25 protein-coding genes are annotated in these 20,465 nt (G+C 67.8%); 6 read left to right on the top strand and 19 right to left on the bottom strand.

From position 1 onward, the window contains the following. Window positions 1-35 precede the first annotated feature (35 nt). The 4 genes from LGM42_RS19915 to LGM42_RS19930 form a co-directional block, all read right to left on the bottom strand. Window positions 36-1,067: an ABC transporter substrate-binding protein gene (locus LGM42_RS19915; protein ID WP_060310374.1), complete on the bottom strand. Its 1,032-nt coding sequence runs from the start codon at window positions 1,065-1,067 to the stop codon at window positions 36-38. 48 nt (window positions 1,068-1,115) lie between these two features. Beyond that, window positions 1,116-2,042, bottom strand: a complete 927-nt coding sequence (locus LGM42_RS19920) for a TauD/TfdA dioxygenase family protein (protein WP_060310375.1) — start codon at window positions 2,040-2,042, stop codon at window positions 1,116-1,118. A gap of 204 nt (window positions 2,043-2,246) precedes the next feature. Further along, on the bottom strand, window positions 2,247-3,254 hold the full coding sequence (locus LGM42_RS19925; protein ID WP_226232986.1) for an SDR family oxidoreductase: 1,008 nt from the start codon (window positions 3,252-3,254) through the stop codon (window positions 2,247-2,249). 63 nt (window positions 3,255-3,317) lie between these two features. Beyond that, window positions 3,318-3,599 carry a hypothetical protein gene (locus LGM42_RS19930; protein ID WP_060310377.1) on the bottom strand — a complete coding sequence of 94 codons (282 nt, stop codon included), beginning with the start codon at window positions 3,597-3,599 and terminating at the stop codon, window positions 3,318-3,320. Between the two features lie 254 nt (window positions 3,600-3,853). Between LGM42_RS19930 and LGM42_RS19935 the strand changes: the two genes are divergently transcribed. Next, a complete protein-coding gene (locus LGM42_RS19935; RefSeq protein WP_226232987.1) occupies window positions 3,854-3,997 on the top strand; it encodes a hypothetical protein in 144 nt (47 codons plus the stop codon). Window positions 3,998-4,068: 71 nt separating this feature from the next. Here LGM42_RS19935 and LGM42_RS19940 read toward each other — a convergent pair whose 3' ends face one another. The 4 genes from LGM42_RS19940 to LGM42_RS19955 all read right to left on the bottom strand — a co-directional run bounded on the left by LGM42_RS19940 (window position 4,069) and on the right by LGM42_RS19955 (window position 5,773). Further along, the gene (locus LGM42_RS19940; protein WP_226232988.1) at window positions 4,069-4,233 is read right to left on the bottom strand and encodes a zinc ribbon-containing protein; all 165 of its coding nucleotides are present in this window, start codon (window positions 4,231-4,233) and stop codon (window positions 4,069-4,071) included. A gap of 35 nt (window positions 4,234-4,268) precedes the next feature. After that, window positions 4,269-4,538, bottom strand: coding sequence for a DUF2934 domain-containing protein (locus LGM42_RS19945; RefSeq protein ID WP_180278296.1), 270 nt, complete (start codon window positions 4,536-4,538; stop codon window positions 4,269-4,271). Window positions 4,539-4,565: 27 nt separating this feature from the next. After that, on the bottom strand, window positions 4,566-4,991 hold the full coding sequence (locus tag LGM42_RS19950) for a CBS domain-containing protein (RefSeq protein ID WP_059575150.1): 426 nt from the start codon (window positions 4,989-4,991) through the stop codon (window positions 4,566-4,568). A 71-nt stretch (window positions 4,992-5,062) separates the two neighbouring features. Further along, on the bottom strand, window positions 5,063-5,773 hold the full coding sequence (locus LGM42_RS19955; protein ID WP_226232989.1) for an MgtC/SapB family protein: 711 nt from the start codon (window positions 5,771-5,773) through the stop codon (window positions 5,063-5,065). A 502-nt stretch (window positions 5,774-6,275) separates the two neighbouring features. Between LGM42_RS19955 and LGM42_RS19960 the strand changes: the two genes are divergently transcribed. Together LGM42_RS19960 and LGM42_RS19965 are read left to right on the top strand one after the other, a co-directional pair. After that, complete coding sequence (locus LGM42_RS19960) at window positions 6,276-6,560, top strand: helix-turn-helix domain-containing protein (RefSeq protein WP_226224341.1); 285 nt, start codon at window positions 6,276-6,278, stop codon at window positions 6,558-6,560. Further along, entirely contained in the window at window positions 6,550-7,842 is a 1,293-nt protein-coding gene (locus LGM42_RS19965; RefSeq protein WP_226232990.1) for a HipA domain-containing protein, read from the top strand. The genes LGM42_RS19960 and LGM42_RS19965 overlap by 11 nt, the downstream gene beginning before the upstream one ends. An 82-nt stretch (window positions 7,843-7,924) precedes the next feature. On the opposite strand, the gene LGM42_RS19970 is transcribed toward LGM42_RS19965, so the two are convergent. Then, a complete protein-coding gene (locus LGM42_RS19970; protein ID WP_226232991.1) occupies window positions 7,925-8,890 on the bottom strand; it encodes an SDR family NAD(P)-dependent oxidoreductase in 966 nt (321 codons plus the stop codon). Window positions 8,891-9,028: 138 nt separating this feature from the next. Between LGM42_RS19970 and LGM42_RS19975 the strand changes: the two genes are divergently transcribed. Continuing rightward, window positions 9,029-9,949 (top strand): AraC family transcriptional regulator, encoded by a 921-nt coding sequence (locus LGM42_RS19975; RefSeq protein WP_226232992.1) that lies wholly within the window; start codon window positions 9,029-9,031, stop codon window positions 9,947-9,949. Between the two features lie 143 nt (window positions 9,950-10,092). Here the strand turns inward: LGM42_RS19975 and LGM42_RS19980 are convergent, their stop codons facing one another. The 10 genes from LGM42_RS19980 to LGM42_RS20025 form a co-directional block, all read right to left on the bottom strand. Further along, the gene (locus LGM42_RS19980; RefSeq protein ID WP_226232993.1) at window positions 10,093-10,623 is read right to left on the bottom strand and encodes an OsmC family protein; all 531 of its coding nucleotides are present in this window, start codon (window positions 10,621-10,623) and stop codon (window positions 10,093-10,095) included. A 60-nt stretch (window positions 10,624-10,683) separates the two neighbouring features. After that, a complete protein-coding gene (locus LGM42_RS19985) occupies window positions 10,684-11,754 on the bottom strand; it encodes a substrate-binding domain-containing protein (protein ID WP_226232994.1) in 1,071 nt (356 codons plus the stop codon). Between the two features lie 167 nt (window positions 11,755-11,921). Further along, window positions 11,922-12,980 (bottom strand): ABC transporter permease, encoded by a 1,059-nt coding sequence (locus LGM42_RS19990; RefSeq protein WP_226232995.1) that lies wholly within the window; start codon window positions 12,978-12,980, stop codon window positions 11,922-11,924. Beyond that, window positions 12,977-14,539, bottom strand: a complete 1,563-nt coding sequence (locus LGM42_RS19995) for a sugar ABC transporter ATP-binding protein (RefSeq protein ID WP_226232996.1) — start codon at window positions 14,537-14,539, stop codon at window positions 12,977-12,979. The genes LGM42_RS19990 and LGM42_RS19995 overlap by 4 nt, the downstream gene beginning before the upstream one ends. Window positions 14,540-14,641: 102 nt before the next feature. Then, window positions 14,642-16,024: an LLM class flavin-dependent oxidoreductase gene (locus LGM42_RS20000; RefSeq protein WP_226232997.1), complete on the bottom strand. Its 1,383-nt coding sequence runs from the start codon at window positions 16,022-16,024 to the stop codon at window positions 14,642-14,644. 26 nt (window positions 16,025-16,050) lie between these two features. After that, on the bottom strand, window positions 16,051-16,818 hold the full coding sequence (locus tag LGM42_RS20005; RefSeq protein WP_226232998.1) for an ABC transporter permease: 768 nt from the start codon (window positions 16,816-16,818) through the stop codon (window positions 16,051-16,053). Next, window positions 16,815-17,549 carry an ABC transporter permease gene (locus LGM42_RS20010; protein WP_059637351.1) on the bottom strand — a complete coding sequence of 245 codons (735 nt, stop codon included), beginning with the start codon at window positions 17,547-17,549 and terminating at the stop codon, window positions 16,815-16,817. Before LGM42_RS20010 ends, LGM42_RS20005 begins: the two co-directional genes overlap by 4 nt. A gap of 4 nt (window positions 17,550-17,553) precedes the next feature. Further along, window positions 17,554-18,357 carry a transporter substrate-binding domain-containing protein gene (locus LGM42_RS20015; protein ID WP_226232999.1) on the bottom strand — a complete coding sequence of 268 codons (804 nt, stop codon included), beginning with the start codon at window positions 18,355-18,357 and terminating at the stop codon, window positions 17,554-17,556. 280 nt (window positions 18,358-18,637) lie between these two features. Beyond that, entirely contained in the window at window positions 18,638-18,850 is a 213-nt protein-coding gene (locus LGM42_RS20020; RefSeq protein WP_006489184.1) for a twin transmembrane helix small protein, read from the bottom strand. Further along, window positions 18,847-19,197 (bottom strand): hypothetical protein, encoded by a 351-nt coding sequence (locus LGM42_RS20025; protein WP_006489163.1) that lies wholly within the window; start codon window positions 19,195-19,197, stop codon window positions 18,847-18,849. Before LGM42_RS20025 ends, LGM42_RS20020 begins: the two co-directional genes overlap by 4 nt. 241 nt (window positions 19,198-19,438) lie before the next feature. On the opposite strand from LGM42_RS20025, the gene LGM42_RS20030 reads away from it, so the two are divergent. Next, window positions 19,439-20,197 carry a YoaK family protein gene (locus LGM42_RS20030; protein WP_059575128.1) on the top strand — a complete coding sequence of 253 codons (759 nt, stop codon included), beginning with the start codon at window positions 19,439-19,441 and terminating at the stop codon, window positions 20,195-20,197. A 79-nt stretch (window positions 20,198-20,276) separates the two neighbouring features. Beyond that, complete coding sequence (locus LGM42_RS20035) at window positions 20,277-20,462, top strand: ribbon-helix-helix protein, CopG family (RefSeq protein WP_059575126.1); 186 nt, start codon at window positions 20,277-20,279, stop codon at window positions 20,460-20,462. Window positions 20,463-20,465 lie beyond the last annotated feature (3 nt).

The following is a 20,465-nucleotide window of genomic DNA, read 5'->3' on the forward strand; positions in this document are numbered from 1 at the left end:
AAGCGTCGATCGCGGCGCCGCTGCATCGGCGCCGTTCAACTGCCGCCGGCCGTCGCGGGATCGTCGAAGAAGTAGTCGCGCCACGACTTCGGCTCGTTGCGGATCGCCCCGGTGCGATGCATGAACTGCGCGAGCGGCAGCGTGTTCTGCGGCGCGGTCTTGAACTGCACCTGCGGATTGCGCAGGATCTTCAGCAGCAGCGCGCGATCGATCTTCGACCCGTTCACGCGAATGTAGGTATCGGCAGCGCGCTCGGGGTCGGCCGCGATCTGCCGTGCGGCGTCGGCCAGCGCGGCGACGAACGCGCGATACGTCTTCGGGTTGTCGTCGCGGAATTTCTCGGTCGCGTACAGCACTGTCGCGGAGCTCGGGCCACCGAGCACGTCATACGAATTCAGCACGATGTGCGCGTTCGGGTTGCCGGCGAGCTCCTGCTCCTGGAACGGCGGATTGCCGAAGTGGCCGGTGATCACGTTGCTGTTCGCCAGAATCGCGGCCGTCGCGTCGGGATGCGGAATCGCCTGCGTGAGTGAGTCGAGCTTGTCGAACTGCTTGTCGCCCCACTGCTTCGCGGCCGCGTACTGCAGCACGCGCGACTGCACCGACACGCCAACCGCCGGCACCGCGATGCGATCCTTCGCGCTCAGATCGGCGATCGTCTTCACGTTCGGGTTGCTGCTCACGAGGTAGTACGGGAAATTGCCGAGCGACGCGACACCCTTCACGTTCTGCCGGCCGCGCGTGCGATCCCACACGGTCAGGAGCGGGCCGACGCCCGCGCCCGCGACATCCACCGCGCCGGACAGCAGCGCGTCGTTCACGGCCGCGCCGCCCGACAGCCGCACCCAGTCGACCTTGATGTCGAGGCCGGCCTTGCGCCCTTCCTTCTCGATCAGTTGCTGGTCGCGCGCGACGTTCAACATCAGGTAGACGACGCCGAACTGCTCGGCGATACGGATGCGGCCCTCCGCGTGCGCGGCTTGCGGGATCACCGCACCCGCGAAGGCGAGCGCGGCGGTGAGCGTGGCCGCCAGCGCGCGGCGCGCCGGCAAGAACGAAAACGACATCGGAACTCCGGTCAGGAACGGGCGGAAATGAAGGACGCGGCGCGCGGCTCAGAAAGGCGCGTCGCCTTCGATCGTCGTGCGGTACAGCTTGCGGCGCAGGTGGTCGGGCGTGCCGGCGGCCAGATGCATCAGCGAACGGTTGTCCCAGAACACCAGATCGTGGTCGCGCCACGCGTGCCGATACAGGTGCTCGGCGCGCACGCTGTGCGCGAACAGTTCGTCGAGCAGCGCACGGCTTTCGTCGTCGGGCAGCCCGACGATGCGCGTCGTGAAATGCTCGCTGACGAACAGCGCCTTGCGGCCGGTTTCCGGATGCGTGCGCACGACGGGATGAACGACTGCCGCGACCTGCGCGATCTGTTCGGGCGACAGGTTGGGACGCCACGGGCTGCGCGCCTGCAGCTCCGCATAGCGCGCGAGATACGTATGCTCGGCGCGCCGCCCTTCGACCGCGCGGCGCAAGTGGGCCGGCAGCGTGTCCCACGCGAGGTGCATGTTCGCGAACAGCGTGTCGCCGCCTTCCGCCGGCAATTCCTGCGCGTGCAGCAGCGAGCCGAGGCTCGGCTTTTCCTTGTAAGACAGGTCGGAGTGCCAGAAATGGCCGGCGTCGCCGAGCCCGACCGGTTTGCCGTTCTCGACGATGTTCGACACGATCAGCACTTCCGGGTGGCCGGCCAGCGCGAACTGGTGCAGCACGTGAATCTGCAGCGGCCCGAAGCGGCGGCTGAATGCGATGTGCTCGTCCGGCGTGATGCGCTGGTCGCGAAACACCAGCACGTGGTGATCGAGATGCGCACGATGGATGCGCGCGAAATCGTCGGCGTGGAGCGGTTGCGACAGGTCGACGCCGATCACCTCGGCACCGAGCGGCGCGTCGAACGGCACGATGTCGAAATGCTGCGCCGCGCCGTCCGGCCGCGAGGCGGGATGCCCGGCGGAAAGCGTTGCGGCGTCGCGGATGGCGGTAGTCGTCACGGCACGGCCCTTGATTCGGTCAAAACGCGAATCTACGAGGCCGCGCCAACGTGCGTCAACGAAGCGATTCGGATACGTTTATCTGCTGCGGTGATAAAGATCGCTGCTCGCGCATACGGCGCCGATCGGGGGATCGTGCAACCGGTGCCGATGACCGCAGACTCCGCCCGGGTTCATCCCGCGTCGGCCTGCACCGCGAGCCGACTAAGGCTGCCCCGCACCACCCGACGCGCCATAGATCTGCCCGGTCACGTAGCTCGAGCGCGACGACAGCAACTCGACGTAGATCGACGCGATTTCCGCCGGTTGTCCCGGCCGCCCCATCGGCACCTGCTCGCCGAACGTCTCGACGTTGTGCGTCGTCTGTCCGCCGCTGACCTGCAACGGCGTCCAGAACGGCCCCGGCGCGACACCGTTGACGCGGATGCCGCGCTGGATCATCTGCTTCGCGAGCCCCTTCGTGAAATTCGCGATCGCCGCTTTCGTCATCGCATAGTCCAGCAGGTTCGCGGACGGGTCGTACGCATTGACCGACGTCGTGTTGACGATCGCCGAACCGGGCGGCATGTGCGCAATGGCGGCCCGCGTGATCCAGAACATCGCGTACAGGTTGGTGCGCAGCGTCCAGTCGAACTGTTCGGTGCTGATGTCGAGGATCGATTCGTGACTCTGCTGGCGAGCCGCGTTGTTCACGAGGATGTCGAGCCCGCCGAGCGCGGCGACCGCCCGCTCGACGAGGCCGTTGCACGCGCCTTCGCTGCGGATGTCGACCGGCAGTGGCACCGCCTTGCGCCCCGCGCTGCGGATCAGGTCCACGACTTCGCGCGCATCGGGCTCTTCGTCGGGCAGATAGACGATCGCGACGTCCGCGCCTTCTCTGGCACAGGCGATCGCCACCGCGCGGCCGATGCCCGAATCGCCGCCGGTGATCAGCGCCTTGCGGCCGTCGAGCCGGCCGCTGCCGCGATAGCTGCGCTCGCCATGATCCGGCCGAGGCGTCATGCGGCCCACGAGGCCCGGCCACGGCTGGTGCTGCTGCGGAAACGGCGCATGGGGATAGAGGGTGCGCGGATCGCGCGGCGCCGTATCCCCGGCATCGGCCGGGCCGCCGCCCGTCTGCGCGATCGTCGGCAGGGCGACGCTGGCGACCAGTCCGGCCGTCGTGCCCTGCACCCATTTGCGACGGGATTCGGAAACTTCGTCTGATGACATGGTGGACTCCGGTGCGTGGATGGCGGAATGGAGCGGGACGCGACGATTCGGCCGGCGTCGCCGCTACAGCGGCCGCGGCCGATTGCCCGAATCGTCCGGCGCGTCGTGCTCGTCGGGCCACGGCTTGCCGGCCGGATCGCGCACCTCGGTCTGGCGCGGATCGTCGGGCACGACTTTGCGCGCCTGGTCGTCCGGAATCGTGTCGAGTTCGCCGCCACCGGGCGCATGGCCGCGGCGCGCGGTCGATTCGCCATCGGGGGCCGGCTTGCGCCGGTCCGGCGCGTCGGTCGTCTCGCGTGCCGCGTCGGGCGACGCGGTGTGCTGTCGTTGGGTGTCCTGCGTCATGACGTTCTCCCTGTCCGGATGCTGACTGCGCCGCACCACGCGACGGCGGGCGGTGCGGCAGCCTGCAACGCTTCCAGCAAGCGACATGCCGTTATCGGGCCGCCTCGCCGCACGGCCAGCGGGTGAATCCGCTGAAGAAATTACAAGCGACGCATCATCCGATGCAGGAGCGGCAATCCGCGTGGCACGCGCGATGCTCGATAGCGACATGCCGGCTGCGCGCCGGTGCCCTGTCGACACCGAGGAGGACGATCATGATCCCGACGCACGCGACAAACGCGACACCGAACGACGACGATATGACCGACACGCCGGACATTCCACCGCCGGAGCGCGACGACCGTCACGACGACCTGCCCGACTTGCCGGACCCGGCCGAAGTGGGCGAGGACGGTTAGCACGCACGTCGCCGCGGCGCGCGTTGCTGGTCTGCGCGTCGCGCGAAGCGAAGTGCGCGGCCCGCATCACCTTACCGCTTGTTGCCGGGTTCGCGCGTTCGCTCGCCGTACGTGCCGTTGCCGCAATGCGGGCACTTCGGGATCGGGTGCCCCGCCTGCACGTGCGTCGACCGATTGCATTTCTCGCATCGAAAGTCCCCGGTCTTTTCCGCCTTTTCGCCTGCATGCGCCGTCATCGTCGTCCTCCTTCCGGCTCTGCCTTACCCGCGCTTCACCGCGTACGCCGCCTTTCATGCGCGACCTCGCCGGTCGGCACCGCATCGACGTCCTGCAGCGGGTCGCCCGGAATGCGGCGCTTCGCGGACTGATCGACCGGCGAATCGGCCGTCTGCCCGACGCGCCCGTCCGCGCTGCCACCCTCGGCATCGAGCTGCTGCTCGGCCCGCTGCCAGTATTCGTCGGCCCGGCCGTCCGGCGCGCCGTCTGCCTGCCACAGCCGATACGCACGCTCGCGGACCTGCGTTTCCCTGTCTTCGTTCATGTCGTTCTCCGTGTCTGTCATGGCACTTCACCGATCCGGGCGCGCCGGCGCCGACACCGCGCCGAGCGTCGACGACATCGCGCCGTCCGCGGCCGTCGCCAGATCGCCCAGCGCGACGATGCCGACCAGCCGCTTCTGCCGGTCGACCACCGGCACGCGGCGAATCTGCGCATCCTCCATCTTCTTTTGCACCACTGAAATGTCGTCGTCCTCATAACACCAGTTCGCGGGTCCGCTGACGACGCCCTCGATCGACTCGTTCGGCGGCACGCCCATCGACACCGCGCGCACGACGATGTCGCGATCCGTCAGCATCCCGATCAGCCGCGTGCCATCGCAAACGGGCAGCGCGCCGACGTTCAACTCGCTCATCAGCCGGGCCGCCTCGCGCAGGCTCTGCGTCGGGCCGATGGTCGCGGCGTCGCGTGTCATCACCTCCGATACACATGTCATGTTTCGCTCCTCGGTAAGCCGCCCACGGCGGCCTGCTGCACGAGCATCGCGCGTTCCAGCGGCCGCGCACGTCAGTTCTCCGTCGAGCAACGGACCGACGTCAGGCCAGCGGATTCGACGATCCGCATCAACTGCTTCAGCATCACGTCGGCGCTGGCCGCTTCGCGCCACTGCACGAACAGTTCTTCATCGCGCACCGTGCGTGCAGCCGTTTCGCAAAAGCTTTTCGTTCGGCACGTGAATCCCGCCCCGCACAATTTCGCGATCAGTTGTTCGCGCGCAACCGAGCCCGGCGGATATTCGATCGTGACCAGCGCGGTCCGGACGCGCCGCAAGCGCTGCTCGACCAGCCGCAGCGGCCAGACGACGAGCAAGGCGAGCACCAGCCCGAGCGCGCCGAGTGACAACTGGCCGCCGCCGACGCACAGCCCGATGACGGTGACGAACCACAGCGTCGCGGCCGTGGTGACGCCGGATACGAGGCCATCGCGATGAAGGATCGCGCCGCCGCCGATGAAGCCCATGCCGGTCAGGATGCCGAGCGGCAGCCGCATCAGGTCCAGCACCGAAAACGCGCCCTCCGGCTTGCCCGCCTGCAGCAGCAGCGCATTGACCTGCAGCATCGACAGGCATGCGGCGAGACAGACGAGGATCGTCGTTCGCAGCCCGGCCGTCTTGCCGGATTCGCTGCGATCGAGGCCGATCAGCCCGCCCGCGACGAGCGCCAGCGCGATCCTGACGAGAACGTCGTGCCACTGCAGTACGACCGGCATCGGTTCCATGCGCGCCTCCCGTGCAAATCGTCATGTGGCGGGGCGCGAACGCCGCCGCCGACGCCTGCCCGGCGCAAGGACCGGGCCTGCTTTTCGGGTGCGGCGGCGCCTGTAGTACGTCGGACGGAATTGTAGAAAGGGCGTGCGGCGCGCACCGTGCCACGGTGGTGAAGGTGTTCGGCGCTCGTCCGCGGAATGATCGTGCGTCGCCACGCCGGCCGCGGACGGCGACGAACCGACCGCCGCCCGCGAACATCCGCCGGGCGCTTTCCCCTGGCGTGGCTGGGCGGACGCACATGCAAAGGCGCTGGGCGCCCCGCGCTCCGTATCCGATCAGATACGCGGACGGCTCTCAACGGCCGTTTCCAGACAATCTGTTCCCGATTGGGTACGAAATGCCGTACCCCGGCCTCGGAAGCATCTGTTCGTTCCCGTACGAATACGAATCAGCGCCGGATCTGCCGAGTTATGCGATACTGTTCCCGCTCAGATACGAAGCACGGAGAACGTCATGTCGGAGTCCCGGTCCGTCGACACGATCGGCGCGCTCGCCCACCTCATTCGCTCCGCGCGGATCCAGCAGGGGTTCACGCGGGACGAACTCGCCAACGCGACCGGCCTGTCGCCGAAATTCATCAGTCAGGTGGAAGCCGGCAAGCCGACCGCGCAAATCGGCAAGGTCATGCTGCTGCTGGCCGAGCTCGGCGTGCACCTGTACGCCGAGTCGTCGGTCGAGATATCCGAAGCCGCCGCGCTGAAGGCCGCGCAACGCCGCAGGAGCAGCCATGGCGGCTAGAACGCTGATCGCGTCCGCCAACGGCGTGCGCATGGGCACGCTGACCGACGACAAAGGCATCTGGTCGTTCGCGTACGACCCGCAATGGCTCGCGTCACCCGCCGCGTATCCGCTGTCGCCGGCGTTCCCGCTGCGCGCGGGCGTGTTCACCGACACGTCGACCGATCGCCCGGTCCAGTGGTTCTTCGACAACCTGCTGCCCGAGGAAGGCATGCGCACGTCGCTCGCGCGCGAGGCGAAGGTCGATGCGGCCGACGCGTGGGGCCTGCTCGCGTACTTCGGCCGCGAATCGGCCGGCGCGCTGACGCTGCTGGCCGAAGGCGAACACGAAGCGCCCGGCGGCCTGCAGCCGCTGCCGCTCGACGAGCTCGAACGGCGAATCCAGGCGATGCCCGAGCGCGCGCTGACGGCGACGGCACCCAAGCGCATGTCGGCGGCCGGCGCGCAGCAGAAGCTGCTGCTGGTGCTGCGCGGCGACGCGCCCGACTACGCGCTGTTCGAGCCGGTCGGCAGCGAACCGTCGATGCACCTGCTCAAACCCGACATGCGTGCGGCCGGCTATCCGCATTCGGCGATCAACGAGTTCTTCTGCATGCGGCTCGCGAAGAAGATGGGGCTCGACGTACCGGATGTGCACTTCCTGCGCGCGCCGTCCGCGTGCTACGTGATCGACCGGTTCGACCGCGATGTCGCGTCCGAACCGGCCGGGCGCGTGCATACGATCGACGCGATGCAGTTGCTCAACTACGACCGCGGTTTCAAATATCAGCGGGCGAACGCACAGGAACTGGCCCGCGCGATCGAGCGCACCAGCACGAGAGCGCTCACGCGCCTGTCGGTGTTCCGCTGGACCGTGTTCAACGTGGTGGTCGGCAATGCCGACGCGCACCTGAAGAACCTGTCGTTCTTCGTCGACGCGCGCGGCTACCGGCTCGCGCCGTTCTACGACATCGTCAGCACGGTCGTGTATCACACGCCGACGCACCGGCCCGACCATCGCGGCGATCACTGGCCGCACTGCGAGCTGACGATGCCGCTCGGGCATGCGACGCGGTTCGCCGATATCGACATGGACGCACTGGTCGCGTTCGGCCAGGCGCTCGGTCTCAGGGAGAAAGCGGCCGCCAGCGAACTGCGGCGCTTTCTCGAACCGCTCGATCGTCTCGTCGAGCAGGCGCTCGATGAAGTGCGGCACATCGCGCATCCGGACGCCGGGGAAATGCGATTGCTGAATTCGATCGTCGCGATGCCGATCGCGGAGATGGGGCGCGCGCTGCGGTAGACGTGCGGATAGGCTGCCGCGCGCGGATGGCGTGCCGCCGCCGGATACCCGCGCGGCGCCCGGCCCGGCGAATACCTGGGCGTCAGCGCCGCACGGCAAAGGCATCGACGCCCGTCGCGGCCGCGGACCACGCCCACAGCCGCGCCGCTTCCTCCGGATCGATCGCATGCGGCCGCACGCCTGATTCCTCGTTGCCGCGCGTCACTGTCGCGACGTCGCAATCCTCGCAATAAACACCGCCGAGATCGGCAACGCGCGGCGACGTCGCCGCCCATACCTGGGTTGCCGCACCCTGCTCAGGTGTCTTGAAAGTCGGATCGATCGGCACACCGTGCTCGTCCACCCAACCTTGCGCCATCATTTCCTCGCGCGTCAGATGGCGCTGCAGCGGCGTCGCGATCTTGCCGGGATGCAGCGAATATGCGCGAACGCCGAATGGCGCACCGAGCACGTCGAGCTGCACCGCGAACAAGGCGTTGGCGGTTTTCGACTGGCCGTACGCCAGCCATTTGTCGTAACCGCGCGTGAACGCGATATCGTCCCAACGGATCGGCGACAGCCGGTGCCCGAGCGACGACACCGCGACCACACGTGCGCCGTCGCCGTGCGCGAGCGCAGGCCATAGGCGGTTGACGAGCACGTAGTGACCGAGGTGATTGACGGCCATCTGCGCTTCCCGACCGTCGCCGACACGGGTCTCGGGGCAGGCCATGATGCCCGCGCTGTTGATGACGATATGTACGTTGCGCCGCGCGTCGACGAACCGGGCCGCGAATGCATCCACGCTCGCGGGGTCCGCGAGATCGAGCGTCGCGATCTCCACGCCGGCGATGCCGCGCGTCGCCTCGCGCGCGGCCGCGACGCTCCGTGCGCCGACGACGACGCGCGCGCCGGCTTGCGCCAGTGCACGCGTGGTTGCGAGCCCGAGACCCGAATGGCCGCCCGTGACGATCGCGGTCTTGCCGCGCAGGTCGAAACCGGCCAGGACGTCGCTCGCCGTCGATGCAGCGTCGAATCCGGAATGAAGGGGTTGCTGCCTGCTCGTCATTGAAAGCTCCAGGAACGGCGTGCGAAGCACGCGGCCGCCCATCGGCCGCGTCACTGCACGAGCCCATTCTCCGGCCGCGCATCCGGACTGTGAATGCAATAGAATCCGGTTTTTCGTCGAGATCGTCCGGGATTGCGCGTGGACCCGCTATCGGAAGTGCTGTCGCTGCTGGAAACGCGCGACTCGTTTTTCACTGGCCTGCGGGCCGGTGGCCCATGGGCCGTCGACCTGCCCCCGCCCGACGGGATCAAGTTCAACGCGGTGGTCGAAGGCAGTTGCTGGCTGACCGTCGACGGTGCGGGGCCACCCGTCCGGCTGCGCACGGGCGACTGCTTCCTGCTCGCTGCGCCGCGGGCATTTTCGCTGGCGAGCGATCCGTCGGTCGCGCCGGTGCCCGCCGCCGACGTGTACCGACATGTCGACCGCGGTATCGCGCACTATGGCGAACCGGCCGATTGCTTTCTGATCGGCGGCCGCTTCGCCTACGAAGAACGGATGCCGCTGCTGCTCGGCAGCCTGCCGCCCGTGGTGATCGTGAGCGGCGATTCCGAACCGGCGGCGGTACTGCGCTGGTCGCTGCAGCAACTCGCACGGGAGTTCGTCGCGGCGTCGCCGGGCGGCTCGCTGATGGTTCGGCATCTCGGACACATGATGCTCGTGCAGATCCTGCGGCGCTATGTGGACGCCGGCGCGAACGGCGACGTCGGGTGGCTGGCCGGATTCGCGGATCCGCGGGTGAGCGCGGCGCTGGCCGCGATTCACGCGGCGCCCGAGCGACGCTGGACCGTCGACGCGCTGGCGGCCTGCTGCCATGTGTCGCGTTCGACGTTCGCGCTGCATTTCAAGCGGCGGCTCGGGTTCGGCCCGCTCGAATACGTGTTGCGGTGGCGGATACAGCTGGCGATGCGCGAACTGCGCCACTCCACGGCGTCGATCTCGGCGATCGCGCAGCGGCTCGGCTACGACTCGGATAGCGCGTTCGGCCATGCGTTCAAACGCATCGTGGGCTGCTCGCCGCGTGCCTATCGTCATGACGTGACGAAGGAATCGGGCAACTAGCGTCGTTACGGCCCTCCTCGGGCACGCGGTGGTGCGAATACGTCAACGCCCAGAACTTGCATCGCGACCATCGGGATAAGTATTCTTATCAATATACCTGCATTTCATTTAAAAACTCGGCCGAGCAGCAATTCGTCGGCGCATCACCCGTTCGTATGCCGCAATTCCCCTTCGATGTGCTGCGGCAGCCTCAGCAAATTGAAGATCGGGCACACCGCTTCGACCGCCTGATGCAACGCCCGAATGACCTCCGGCGGCTCCGGCGACACGATGTCCAGCGTATAGCGGATGTTGTGCGGGAATACCGGAACGTGCTCGAACCCCGGCTGCTGCGCGAGCGGATGCTGGTCGCCGGTGACTTCGACTTCGATCGCGTCGATCTTCAGGCCCCGCTCCGCGGCCTGGATCAACGTGATGTGCGTGAGGCAACTGCCGAGCACGCCCAGTTGCAGTTCCGGCGACGCAGGCCCGAGGTTGTAGCCCGCGAAATCGGGCGGGCTGTCGCTGATCACCTGGAAGTCGCGAATCCGGATCTCGCGCACGCCGCTGCGACCGAGCGCGCGCACGGTCGCCTTCAGCGGCGTCGCCTTGAGATCGGGATCGTTGCGGGCGGCCTGCTGCTTCGCTCGCCAGGCGTCGCGCTTTTGTACGAGATAGTCGTTCAGGGTCGTCATGGTCAAGTCATGGGTAGGCGGCACGCAGGCGACGGATCGGTTCGTTGCGCGCCAGGGCGATTACTCGGCCGCCGGAATCCACGCGGCCGTCGCCGCGTCGCTCGCGCGGAACGCCGGAAACTTCGCGCCGAGTTCGGCGACGGTATGAATGTCGTTCTTCACGAGATCGTCGCGCGTAATCAGCGTCGGCTTGACCGCGATGCGCGCGCCCGGGTTTTGCCCGGCCACCAGCAGCGCCGCGGCTCGGACCGACACCGCGCCGACGACCGCCGGATTGGTCGCGGCCGTCGCGACCCACGCGCTGTTCGGCGCGCGAATCGCCTCGATGTCGGCCGTCGACACGTCCGCGCTGTAGATGCGCAGCTTCGACGACAGCCTGGCCTCGTCGGCCGCGAGCTTTGCGCCGCGCGCGAACTCGTCGTACGGCGCGAACACCACACGAATGTCGGGATTGGCGCGATACGCCGCGGCCGCCTGGTTCGCGACCGATTGCGCGATCGGATTGTCGACGGTGCCCCAGCGCGCCTTTTCCTTCACCTTCGGGTGCGCACGCTTGAAGTCGCGCCACGCGGCATCGCGCCGGTCGAGCGGCGCGAATCCGGCCACGTACACGTACCCTGCCGCGAACGCGTCGCCGTTGTCCTTCACGGCCTGATCGAGCAGCAGGTTCGCCAGGTCGCGATCGTTCTGCTCGATCTGCGGCACCATCGGATTGGCGAGATCGACGTCGAACGCAACGACCTTGATGCCTTTGTCCAGCGCACGCTGAACGACGTCCTTCAGCGATTCCGGCAAGCCGTGATTGACGATGATCGCGGACACGCCGATGCTGATCGCCTGCTGAATCTGCTCGCGCTGCTCCGCCGCGTCCTGCCGGCCTTCGTAGATGCGCAGATCGACGCCGAGCGCACGTGCCTGCTTCTGCGCGCCGGCTTCGTAGGCCTGGAAAAAATCGCCGGTCGACAGGTAGTTGACGAGCGCGATCTTCACGCCGCCCTTGTCGAATGGCGCCGGCGCGCCCTTGAGCGGGCCGGCGTACGCCGCGGGCACACCCAGCACGAGCGCGACGCCCAGCGCGAGCGCGCCGAGTTTCGGTTCGATGCGTGACTTTCGGCGAAGCAATGAGCGCATGGCGCGTCTGTCTCCATATAGAACGATATCGGTTCAATCTATCAGCGCGACACGCAAACTCAAACCGACCGATTCGGCAATCGATATTACTTTGGATAACAAACAGTCCAGCCTGAAGATTCTTCGAACCCGTCCATGCCTGATCCGAGTCTCGGCGACCTCACCCATCACGCCCGGGCGTCCGCACGGCGACCGATGCCGAAGGTAAACGCGAGGGCCAGCACGAGCAGCACGCCCTTGATGAAATCCTGCATGTAGTACGGTGCGTTCAGCATCGTCAGCCCGTTGAGCAGCACGCCGACGAATACCGCGCCGACGACCGTGCCGAACACGTTGGGCCGCTTCGCGCCCCACACCGCGTAACCGATCAGCGCGGCGGCCACCGCGTCGAGCAGCAGCGAGTGCCCCGCGCTCACGTCGCCGCGGCCGACCCGCGCGGCGATCAGCACGCCGCCCAGCGACGCGATCGCACCCGACACGACATATGCGGCGACGCGGTAGCGCGCGGCCGGTGCGCCGGCCAGCCGCGCGGCCGTTTCGTTGCCGCCGATCGCATAGATCACGCGCCCCCAGCGCGTCGCTTCCATCGTGATGCAGGCCAGCACCGTCACGGCCGCAAGCACCAGCACCGGCAACGGTACGACGTCGAACACGCGCAGCCGGCCGAGCGCGAGAAACGCGTCGGGGAACACGCCCGTCGCATCCGTGCCGTCGGGCAGCACGGAGCCGGTCGCCAGCGAACGGCCGCCGGTGGGGATCAACTGCAGGCCGGCCAGCAGGAACAGCGTGCCGAGCGTCGCGAGCTGGTCGGGCACGCGCAGCCGCGTAATCAGCAGGCCGTTGAACAATCCGGCGGCCACGCCGAGCGCGACGCAGGCGATCACGGCCGCCCACGCGCTGCCGTGCCAGACGACCAGCACGTAGCTCGCGGCCATCTGCGCGGTCGCGGCCACGCTGCCGACCGACAGGTCGAAACCACCGGCCGCGAGCGTGACCGTCACGCCGACGCCGAGCAACGCGACGATCGACACCGCCTGCAGGATGCTGAACAGGTTGTCGAGGTTCAGGAACGCGGGCTCCCTGATCGCGAACACGACCACGAGAGCGGCGAGCACGAGCAGGATGCCGGTTCGTTCGAGCGCATCGCGGATGCGCGCCGGCCCGGCGCGCGACGATCGTTCGACGGATGCGGCATGACGTACATCGGAAGAAGTCACGGGTTTCATGAGCAAGCACCCACGATGGAAGCAGTCGGAGGCAGACCATCGAGCGTCGCGCGATCGAACCGCACGATACGGTCGGCGATCTCGGCGGCTTCCTCGAGATCGCTGACGAACACGATCGTCGCGCGCTCATGTGCATGACGGCGCAGCGTATCGACGATATCGGCGCGCGCGCCCGCATCGATGCCCTGGAACGGTTCGTCGAGCAGCAGCAGCCGCGCCGGTTCGGCGTGCCAGCGCGCGAGCACGACCTTCTGCTGGTTGCCGCCGGACAGGTGCGCGACGCGATCGTCGGGCCCCTCGCAGCGAATGCCGAACCGCGCGATCGCCGCCGCGGCCGCCGTGCGTTCGCGGGCTCGGCGCACCGCGCCGCTCGCGAACCAGCGCGACAGGAACGGAAAGCCGATCGTGCCCGCGATCGACGCGAACGGCACGCTATCGGGAAACAACGACGTGCGCCAGCGATCCTCGCCGGCCAGGAATACGCCGGCGCGAATCGCGTCCGCCGGCGAACGCGGCCGCCACGGCCGGCCGTCGAGCGTCATCTCGCCGGCCGCCGCCCGCACCGCGCCGAAGATCGTCCGTGCGAAGCGCGACTTGCCGCCGCCGACCGGGCCCGCGATCGCGACGATCTCGCCGCGCCGGACATCGAGATCGAACGGCGTGCTGGTCGGCGTCAGCCGGATCTGCCGCACGCTGAAGCCTGAGCCGGGCCCGGATTCGGCCTGTGCGGCCCGCTCCGGCGCCAGGGCACGCGTACGCGGCAGCGGCCGGCCGATCATCGTTTCCACCGCGGCGTCGAAATCGATTGGCGCGGCCAGATCGGCGACGATCCGGCCGTCGCGGACGATCGCCGCGCGATCGGCGATGCGACGCAAATCGCCGAGCCGATGCGACACGAGCAGGATCGCGACGCCATCGCGGCGCAACGCGTCCACCAGCACGAACAGCCGCTCGGCCTCCGCTGCGGACAAGCTGGCGGTCGGCTCGTCGAGAATCAGCAACGACGGCTGCCCGGCCAGCGCGCGCGCCAAGGTCACGCGCTGCTGGTCGGCCAGCGACAGCAAGGCCAGCGGCGCCGCCAGATCGACGTCGAGCCCGACCCGTGCGGCGAGCGACCGCGCCGCGGCGCGCCGCGCGGCCGGTGGCACGCGCCACGGCGAGGCCGGGTCGCACAGCCGGTCCAGCAGCAGGTTGTCGGCGATCGACAGCGTTGGCACGACGGCATCGGCCACCGACTGGTGCACGGTCGCGACGCCGAGCCGCTTCGCCGCGTGCGGCGAACCCGGCCGATACGGTTCGCCGTGCAGCGTCAGCGTGCCGGCGTCCGCTTGCAGCGCGCCGCTCAGGATCTTGACGAAGGTCGACTTGCCCGCGCCATTCGCGCCCATCAGCGCGACGACTTCTCCGGCGCCGATCGACAGATCGAGCGCCGCCAGCGCGACGGTCGCGTCGAAGCGTTTCGCGATGCCGGCGGCGCTCAGGACGGGCGGCGACGCCGATCGATGCGATCGATCTTCGCGCCGCGTCGTGTCCATGGTTTCGTTCATCGCGCCATTCATGCCCGAAGATTCCGGTCGGCACGAGGCGGTTGCAGCAGGAACAGTACGTCGTCGGTCATGTCATGCAACTCCGCTGAGAGTCGTCCGGTATCGATCGGCCGGTCAGCCCGCTTCCGGCACGGGAAACCGGAACGAAGCGCCGTAGGCCGTATCCGGCAGGCGGTCGCGGCCGCCCAGCCGTGAACGGAAGGTGCCGCTCGCCGGCGTCGTACGGTACAGGCCGCGCTTCTTCAGTTCCGGCACGATCAGTTCGGCAAAATCGTCGAGCGTGCCGGGGCTGATCAGCGGATTGAGCATGTAGCCGCTCGTCGTCGACTGCCGCGCATGCTCGGCGAGCTGGTCCGCGATTTCGTCGGGCGAGCCGACGAGGATCAGGTCGGTGCCGCGCGTGACGCTCGCGAACTTGCGCCGCACGTCGCCGGCCGTGAGCGGCTTGCCGCTGCCGTCCGGCCGCACCACGTAGGACGTCAGCCCTTCCGTGTGCGTCGTCAGCGGCTCGTCGTCCGCATAGCGGTCGATGTCGATGCCGGTGTCGCCCGCATAGCTGACGAGTTGCGCGTGCCGGTGATAGTGCTGCTGCAGCGTGTGATATTTCTCCTTCGCGTCGCTCGACGAGCGCGCCGTCACGATCCGCAGCACCGTCAGCGACTTCACGTCGTCCGCCGCCCGGCCGCGTTCGGCCGCGAGCCGCCGAATCTCGTCGAGGCCCGCACGGATCTCGTGCGGGTTCGACTTCGCGACGAACACCACCTCCGCATGCTTCGCCGCGAACTCGCGTCCGCGCCCCGACCAGCCGGCCTGAATCAGCACGGGCGAGCGCTGCGGCGACGGCGCGCAGACGTGCGGCCCCTGCACGCGATAGTGCGCGCCTTCGTGCGCGATCGGCCGCACGCGGTCGCCACGCGCATAGCGCGGCGCGTGCTTGTCGGCGACGACCGCATCGTCCGCCCAGCTCCCTTCCCATAGCTTGTAGACGACGTCGAGAAATTCCTCCGCGCGCGCGTAGCGTTCGTCGTGGCCGATCATCCGGTCCAGCCCGAAGTTGCGTGCGGCGCTCGTCAGGTAGGACGTCACGATGTTCCAGCCGATCCGGCCGTTGCTCAGATGATCGAGCGTGCTGAAGCGGCGCGCGAGCGCGAACGGATGCTCGTAGGTCGTGCTCGCGGTCACTCCGAACGCGAGCCGCTCCGTCTGCGCGACCAGCGCCGGGATCAGCATCATCGGATCGTTCGCGGGCGCCTCGACCGCCCACTGCAGCGCCGCGTCGGCCGACCCGCCATAGACGTCGTACAGGCCGAGCACGTCCGCGAAGAACAGCATGTCGAGATCGGCCTGTTCGGCCGTGCGCGCGAGGTTCGACCAGAACCCGAGCGTATTCGCACGCAGCCGTTCATCAGCCGGATGGGTCCACAGGCTCGGCGCGCCGCCGCAGCCGACGCTGGCTTGTTCATACAGGGAAAACAGCAAGGGGCGAGGATCGGACATCGTGGAATTCGTTACCAGGGCTGGAATCAGTTGGGCGCCGCCCACGCGCCCGACGACGCGCGGCGGCGCCGGGCGGGCATGCGTTCGTCGGGTGCGCGCGTCAGGTAGCGATTGACGCGCTGCTCGAGACGGGCGGCAGGAATGGTCAGCAGCGCGACCAGCACGACATAGACGATCGCCGCACCGGCCAGCGGTTCGTACACGCGCAACGTCTCGAAGCGCAGCGTATTGGCCGTGCCCATCACGTCGAACACGGTCACGGTGGACGCGAGGACGGTCGATTTCAGCAGCAGGATCGCCTCTCCGGTGAGCGCGGGCAGCGCAAGCCGCCACGCTCGCGGGCCGACGATGCGGCGCAGCACCTGCACGCGCGTCATCCCGTATGCGTGGCCGGCCTCGATCTCGCCAGCCGGCACGCCGGCGATCGCGCCGCGCAGGATTGTCGCGACATACGCGCTCTCGTTCACGCTCAACGCGACGATCGCGTACCAGAACGCGTCACGCAGCAGCGGCGACGCCCAGCTGTCGCGCATCCACTCGCGCGGGACGATCTGCCCGAATCCGTAGTACAACAGATAGAGCTGAACGAGGAGCGGCGTGCCGCGGATCAGCATGAGCCAGCCGCGCGCGGACCAGCGCACCGGCGTATGGCGTGCGCCGGCGGCGAGCGCGAGCGGCACGCCCAGCAGCACGCTGGCCGCACCCGACAACAGCGTCAGCGCCAGCGTCGTCGGCACCGCGGCGAGCAGCTTCGGCATTACCGTGTCGAGCAGGAAAGGCAGCGAGAAGATCATGTCGTCGCACGCCTCGTGCCGCGATTCGCATGCCGTTCGAGCGCCGCGAAGATGCCCGCCGACGTGACGCTCAGCAACAGGAACAGCGCGGCCGTGACCAGATAGAAGAATACGTAGTGCCGCGTCGCGCCGGCCGCGAGCTGGCTCGCCTTCAGTAGATCCGTGAACGAACCGAGCACGCTGATGAACGACGCGTCCTTGGTCGCGTTCAGCCACACGTTGCCGACGCCCGGCAGCGCGAGCCGCGCGGCGGCCGGGAGCCGGATGCGCGCGAACGTCTGCCAGGACGTCATCCCATACGCGTGCGCGGCTTCGATCTGGCCGACCGGCACGTTGACGAGCGCCGCGCGGAAGATGTCGGTGAGATACGCGCCCTGGATGAAGCCGAGCGACAGTGCGGCGACGACGAACGGGTCGAACGCGAAGTCGCCGGGTACGATGCCGCTGCCGCGCAGCGCGTTCTCGATGGCCGGTGCGACCGCGTAGAACGCGAGCAGCAGGCACAGCAGCTCGGGCAGCGCGCGCACGAGCGTCGTATAGAGCCGCGCCAGCCACACGAGCGCCGCGCAACGCGACAGCTTGCCGAGTGCGCCGGCGATGCCGAGCAGCACGCCGGTGCAGAACGATGCGGCCGCGACGCCGAACGTCAGTGCGAACGCGCTCGCGAACACGCGGCCATAACCGCCGTCGCCGAAGGCGAGCAAAGCGAGCAGCGAATCGTCCGCGGCCATCGGTTCAGCGGCCCTTCTCGATCGTGCCTTTCAGGTTCGGATAGCGGGCGGTGATCGCATCCCACGTGCCGTCCTGCTGCAGTTGCGTGATCGCGGTCGACAGCTTGCCGCGCAGCGCATCGCCGTGGCGCACGCCCGCGCCGATGCCGAGGCCCAGCACCGGATCGTCCGCGCACGTGGCCTTGACCTCGAAGTCCTTGCCGTCGCGCGACGCGAGGAACGCCGTGAACAGCCCCTTGCCCTCCTGCACGTAATCGACGCGACCGGACACCAGATCGGCGAGCGCATTGTCGAACTTGTCGAACGCCTTGATCTGCGCGTCCTGCTTGAAGCGGGCATCGAGGAATGCCGAGAAGTTGGTGCCGGCCTCGACGCCGATCACGCGGCCCTTGAAGGTCGCGGGGACCGCGCAGTCGACGCGGCGCCGGTCGCTTTTCGCGCCGACGAACACCGTCGGCGATTCGTAATACGCGCGGCTGAAATCGATGGCTTTCTGCCGTTCGCCAGTGATCGTCATCGACGACCAAATCACGTCGATCTTGCGGTTCTGCAACGCCGGAATCAGGCCGTCCCACGCAATGTCGGTGAGCTCGCATCGCACGTTCAGCTTGACGCACGCGGCATCGAGCACGTCGACTTCCCACCCCTTCCACTTGCCGGTCGCGTCCTTCGAAAAGAAAGGCGGATACGACTCGGCGTCGATGCCGACGCGCAACGTCGGCTGAGCCGCACGGGAAACCGGCGCAAGGCCGAGCACGAACAGCGCGGCCGCTGCGGTGCGGGCCCGGGAGTAGAGCAGTCGATTCATCAGGCAGGCTTCTGGAATAGTCTCGAAATCGCCGGCATCGCAACCGGCAGCAGGATGCGAGACTGTAGAGCCTGCCTATGTGTGTACCAAATGGTTATTTTTTCGATGAATATCTGATCCGGCGATATACGACGAGTCAACCGATCCGCATACCACACGCGGAACGCAGCGCCGCTCGCCGAGTGCCCCGCCTGAAACGGTACGAGCCGCCGTTGAGGCGAAGGCGGCACGACGCGGCATCGCCGGCCCGAACCACCCGCCCCCGCCCGAAACCCGCGCGTCACCGCCCGATCGGCAACCCGGTCGGCTCGATCCAGCCGAGCTTGTACGCGATCAGCAGCGACAGAAACAGCGTGACCGACAATCCGACGCGCGCGGCGAGCGACCACGCCATCCGCTTGGACTTGCCGCGATCGTGATTCATGAAGTACAGCGCGAAGATCAGGCTCGCGATGATCATCGCGAATGCCACAGAAACCAGCAGGGTTTTCATTGCCGTTGCCTTTGAAGATCCGAATCGGCCTGAATCAGTTCGGCCAGTTTTTGCCGCTCGTCGGCGACGCCGCCGACGCCCGACGCCGGCCAGTCCAGCGCGACGCCGTTGCCGAGCGAATCGCGCACCAGCGCCTGGTAGCGCCGGTCGTTGATCGTGCCGTGCTCCATCGTGTCCGAGATCTCGCGCCGGAACGGCAGCGGGAAACTCGCGTACGCGCGCGACAGCGCCGCATATTGTCTCGCATCGATCTCTTTCGACGAGGGTATGACGGTCCAGATCACCACGGCGACGATGGCCGTGAACGGGATCGCCGTGTAGCGAAGGATGAACTTGATCGGGGTCATGAAGCGGTGAGCAGAAGTAATCGCAGGCGCGCGCCGCGCAGCGGCGCAACAGCCACCCGGCGGTGCGTCGCATCATTGTACTGAAAGCACCATCCCGCCAACAGAGTATGATAATGGCATTATCATGTTCATCACATGATTCCACAGCGCCGGTATCCGGTGCAAGCGGCGTGCCCGACACGCCGCCCGCACTGGCTTTCCGCCTGTACCCGCGAATCCGCGACGATCGAGCGAAGCCCCTATGCCAGCGCAGTACTTTCGAAACCTGACCGGAAAACACCGCAGCGCGGACGCGAACCGCCAGCTCGGGTTTTCGCTCGCGTTCGTCGCCGGCGCGGCCAATGCCGGCGGCTTTCTCGCGGTCAAGCAATACACGTCGCACATGAGCGGCATCGTGTCGGCGATCGCCGACCAGACGGCGCTCGGCGACGTGCGGCTCGCGCTCGCCGGCATCAGCTCGCTGGGGTCGTTCCTGATCGGCGCCGCCTGTTCGGCGATCCTCGTCAACTGGGGCCGCCGCCGCGGGCTGCACAGCCAGTTCATGCTGCCGCTGCTGGTCGAAGCCGCGCTGCTGTTGCTGTTCGGGCTGCTCGGCAGCCATCTCGCGCTGTGGGAAACGTTCTTCGTGCCGGTGACCGTGACGCTGCTGTGCTTCATCATGGGGCTGCAGAACGCGACGATCACGAAGTTGTCCGGCGCGGAAATCCGCACGACGCACATCACCGGCATCGTGACCGACCTCGGCATCGAGCTCGGCAAGCTGTTCTACTGGAACCGCTCGGCCATCGACGTCGACGCGCACGCGGTAATCGCCAACCGGTCGAAACTGCGGATACACGCGACGATGCTCGCGTCGTTCTTCGTCGGCGGCCTGGCCGGCGCGATCGGCTTCAAGCACGTGGGCTACGTGTCGACCGTGCCGCTCGCCGCGGTGCTCGTCACGCTCGCCGTCGTGCCGGTGATCGACGATCTGCTCGCGCTGGTGCGCAGCAAACGCTGATCGTGCGGCGCTTGGCGCGGTAACGCCGAAAACGGATCGATTATAATTTGATTAACATATCGACCACCCTCGCCCCGTCATGGAAACGAAAACCGCCCGCCTGACCGTCCTGATCGATCCCGCGAAGAAGGAAGCCTTCGAGATGCTCTGCGCGGAGCAGGATCTTACGCCGTCGCAAGTCGTGCGGCAGTTGATCCGCGACTATCTCGACCGGCACGGCGTCACGTACAAGACCCGCAGCGCGATCGGCAAGCGCGTGAAATAAGCA

It is taken from the genome of Burkholderia sp. AU39826 (assembly GCF_020419965.1).
GTDB classification, from domain to species: Bacteria; Pseudomonadota; Gammaproteobacteria; order Burkholderiales; family Burkholderiaceae; genus Burkholderia; species Burkholderia semiarida.

Bases quoted from the DNA above. Each gene is read 5' to 3' on its own strand.
- LGM42_RS20015 (WP_226232999.1), bottom strand. From the start codon at position 18,357: ATGAATCGACTGCTCTACTCCCGGGCCCGCACCGCAGCGGCCGCGCTG.
- LGM42_RS19955 (WP_226232989.1), bottom strand. From the start codon at position 5,773: ATGGAACCGATGCCGGTCGTACTGCAGTGGCACGACGTTCTCGTCAGG.
- LGM42_RS19990 (WP_226232995.1), bottom strand. From the start codon at position 12,980: ATGAAACCCGTGACTTCTTCCGATGTACGTCATGCCGCATCCGTCGAA.
- LGM42_RS20005 (WP_226232998.1), bottom strand. From the start codon at position 16,818: ATGATCTTCTCGCTGCCTTTCCTGCTCGACACGGTAATGCCGAAGCTG.
- LGM42_RS20030 (WP_059575128.1), top strand. From the start codon at position 19,439: ATGCCAGCGCAGTACTTTCGAAACCTGACCGGAAAACACCGCAGCGCG.
- LGM42_RS19945 (WP_180278296.1), bottom strand. From the start codon at position 4,538: ATGAACGAAGACAGGGAAACGCAGGTCCGCGAGCGTGCGTATCGGCTG.
- LGM42_RS19915 (WP_060310374.1), bottom strand. From the start codon at position 1,067: ATGTCGTTTTCGTTCTTGCCGGCGCGCCGCGCGCTGGCGGCCACGCTC.
- LGM42_RS19950 (WP_059575150.1), bottom strand. From the start codon at position 4,991: ATGACATGTGTATCGGAGGTGATGACACGCGACGCCGCGACCATCGGC.
- LGM42_RS20025 (WP_006489163.1), bottom strand. From the start codon at position 19,197: ATGACCCCGATCAAGTTCATCCTTCGCTACACGGCGATCCCGTTCACG.
- LGM42_RS19925 (WP_226232986.1), bottom strand. From the start codon at position 3,254: ATGTCATCAGACGAAGTTTCCGAATCCCGTCGCAAATGGGTGCAGGGC.
- LGM42_RS19930 (WP_060310377.1), bottom strand. From the start codon at position 3,599: ATGACGCAGGACACCCAACGACAGCACACCGCGTCGCCCGACGCGGCA.
- LGM42_RS20000 (WP_226232997.1), bottom strand. From the start codon at position 16,024: ATGTCCGATCCTCGCCCCTTGCTGTTTTCCCTGTATGAACAAGCCAGC.
- LGM42_RS19960 (WP_226224341.1), top strand. From the start codon at position 6,276: ATGTCGGAGTCCCGGTCCGTCGACACGATCGGCGCGCTCGCCCACCTC.
- LGM42_RS20035 (WP_059575126.1), top strand. From the start codon at position 20,277: ATGGAAACGAAAACCGCCCGCCTGACCGTCCTGATCGATCCCGCGAAG.
- LGM42_RS19935 (WP_226232987.1), top strand. From the start codon at position 3,854: ATGATCCCGACGCACGCGACAAACGCGACACCGAACGACGACGATATG.
- LGM42_RS19995 (WP_226232996.1), bottom strand. From the start codon at position 14,539: ATGAATGGCGCGATGAACGAAACCATGGACACGACGCGGCGCGAAGAT.
- LGM42_RS19970 (WP_226232991.1), bottom strand. From the start codon at position 8,890: ATGACGAGCAGGCAGCAACCCCTTCATTCCGGATTCGACGCTGCATCG.
- LGM42_RS20010 (WP_059637351.1), bottom strand. From the start codon at position 17,549: ATGGCCGCGGACGATTCGCTGCTCGCTTTGCTCGCCTTCGGCGACGGC.
- LGM42_RS19985 (WP_226232994.1), bottom strand. From the start codon at position 11,754: ATGCGCTCATTGCTTCGCCGAAAGTCACGCATCGAACCGAAACTCGGC.
- LGM42_RS19980 (WP_226232993.1), bottom strand. From the start codon at position 10,623: ATGACGACCCTGAACGACTATCTCGTACAAAAGCGCGACGCCTGGCGA.
- LGM42_RS20020 (WP_006489184.1), bottom strand. From the start codon at position 18,850: ATGAAAACCCTGCTGGTTTCTGTGGCATTCGCGATGATCATCGCGAGC.
- LGM42_RS19965 (WP_226232990.1), top strand. From the start codon at position 6,550: ATGGCGGCTAGAACGCTGATCGCGTCCGCCAACGGCGTGCGCATGGGC.
- LGM42_RS19940 (WP_226232988.1), bottom strand. From the start codon at position 4,233: ATGACGGCGCATGCAGGCGAAAAGGCGGAAAAGACCGGGGACTTTCGA.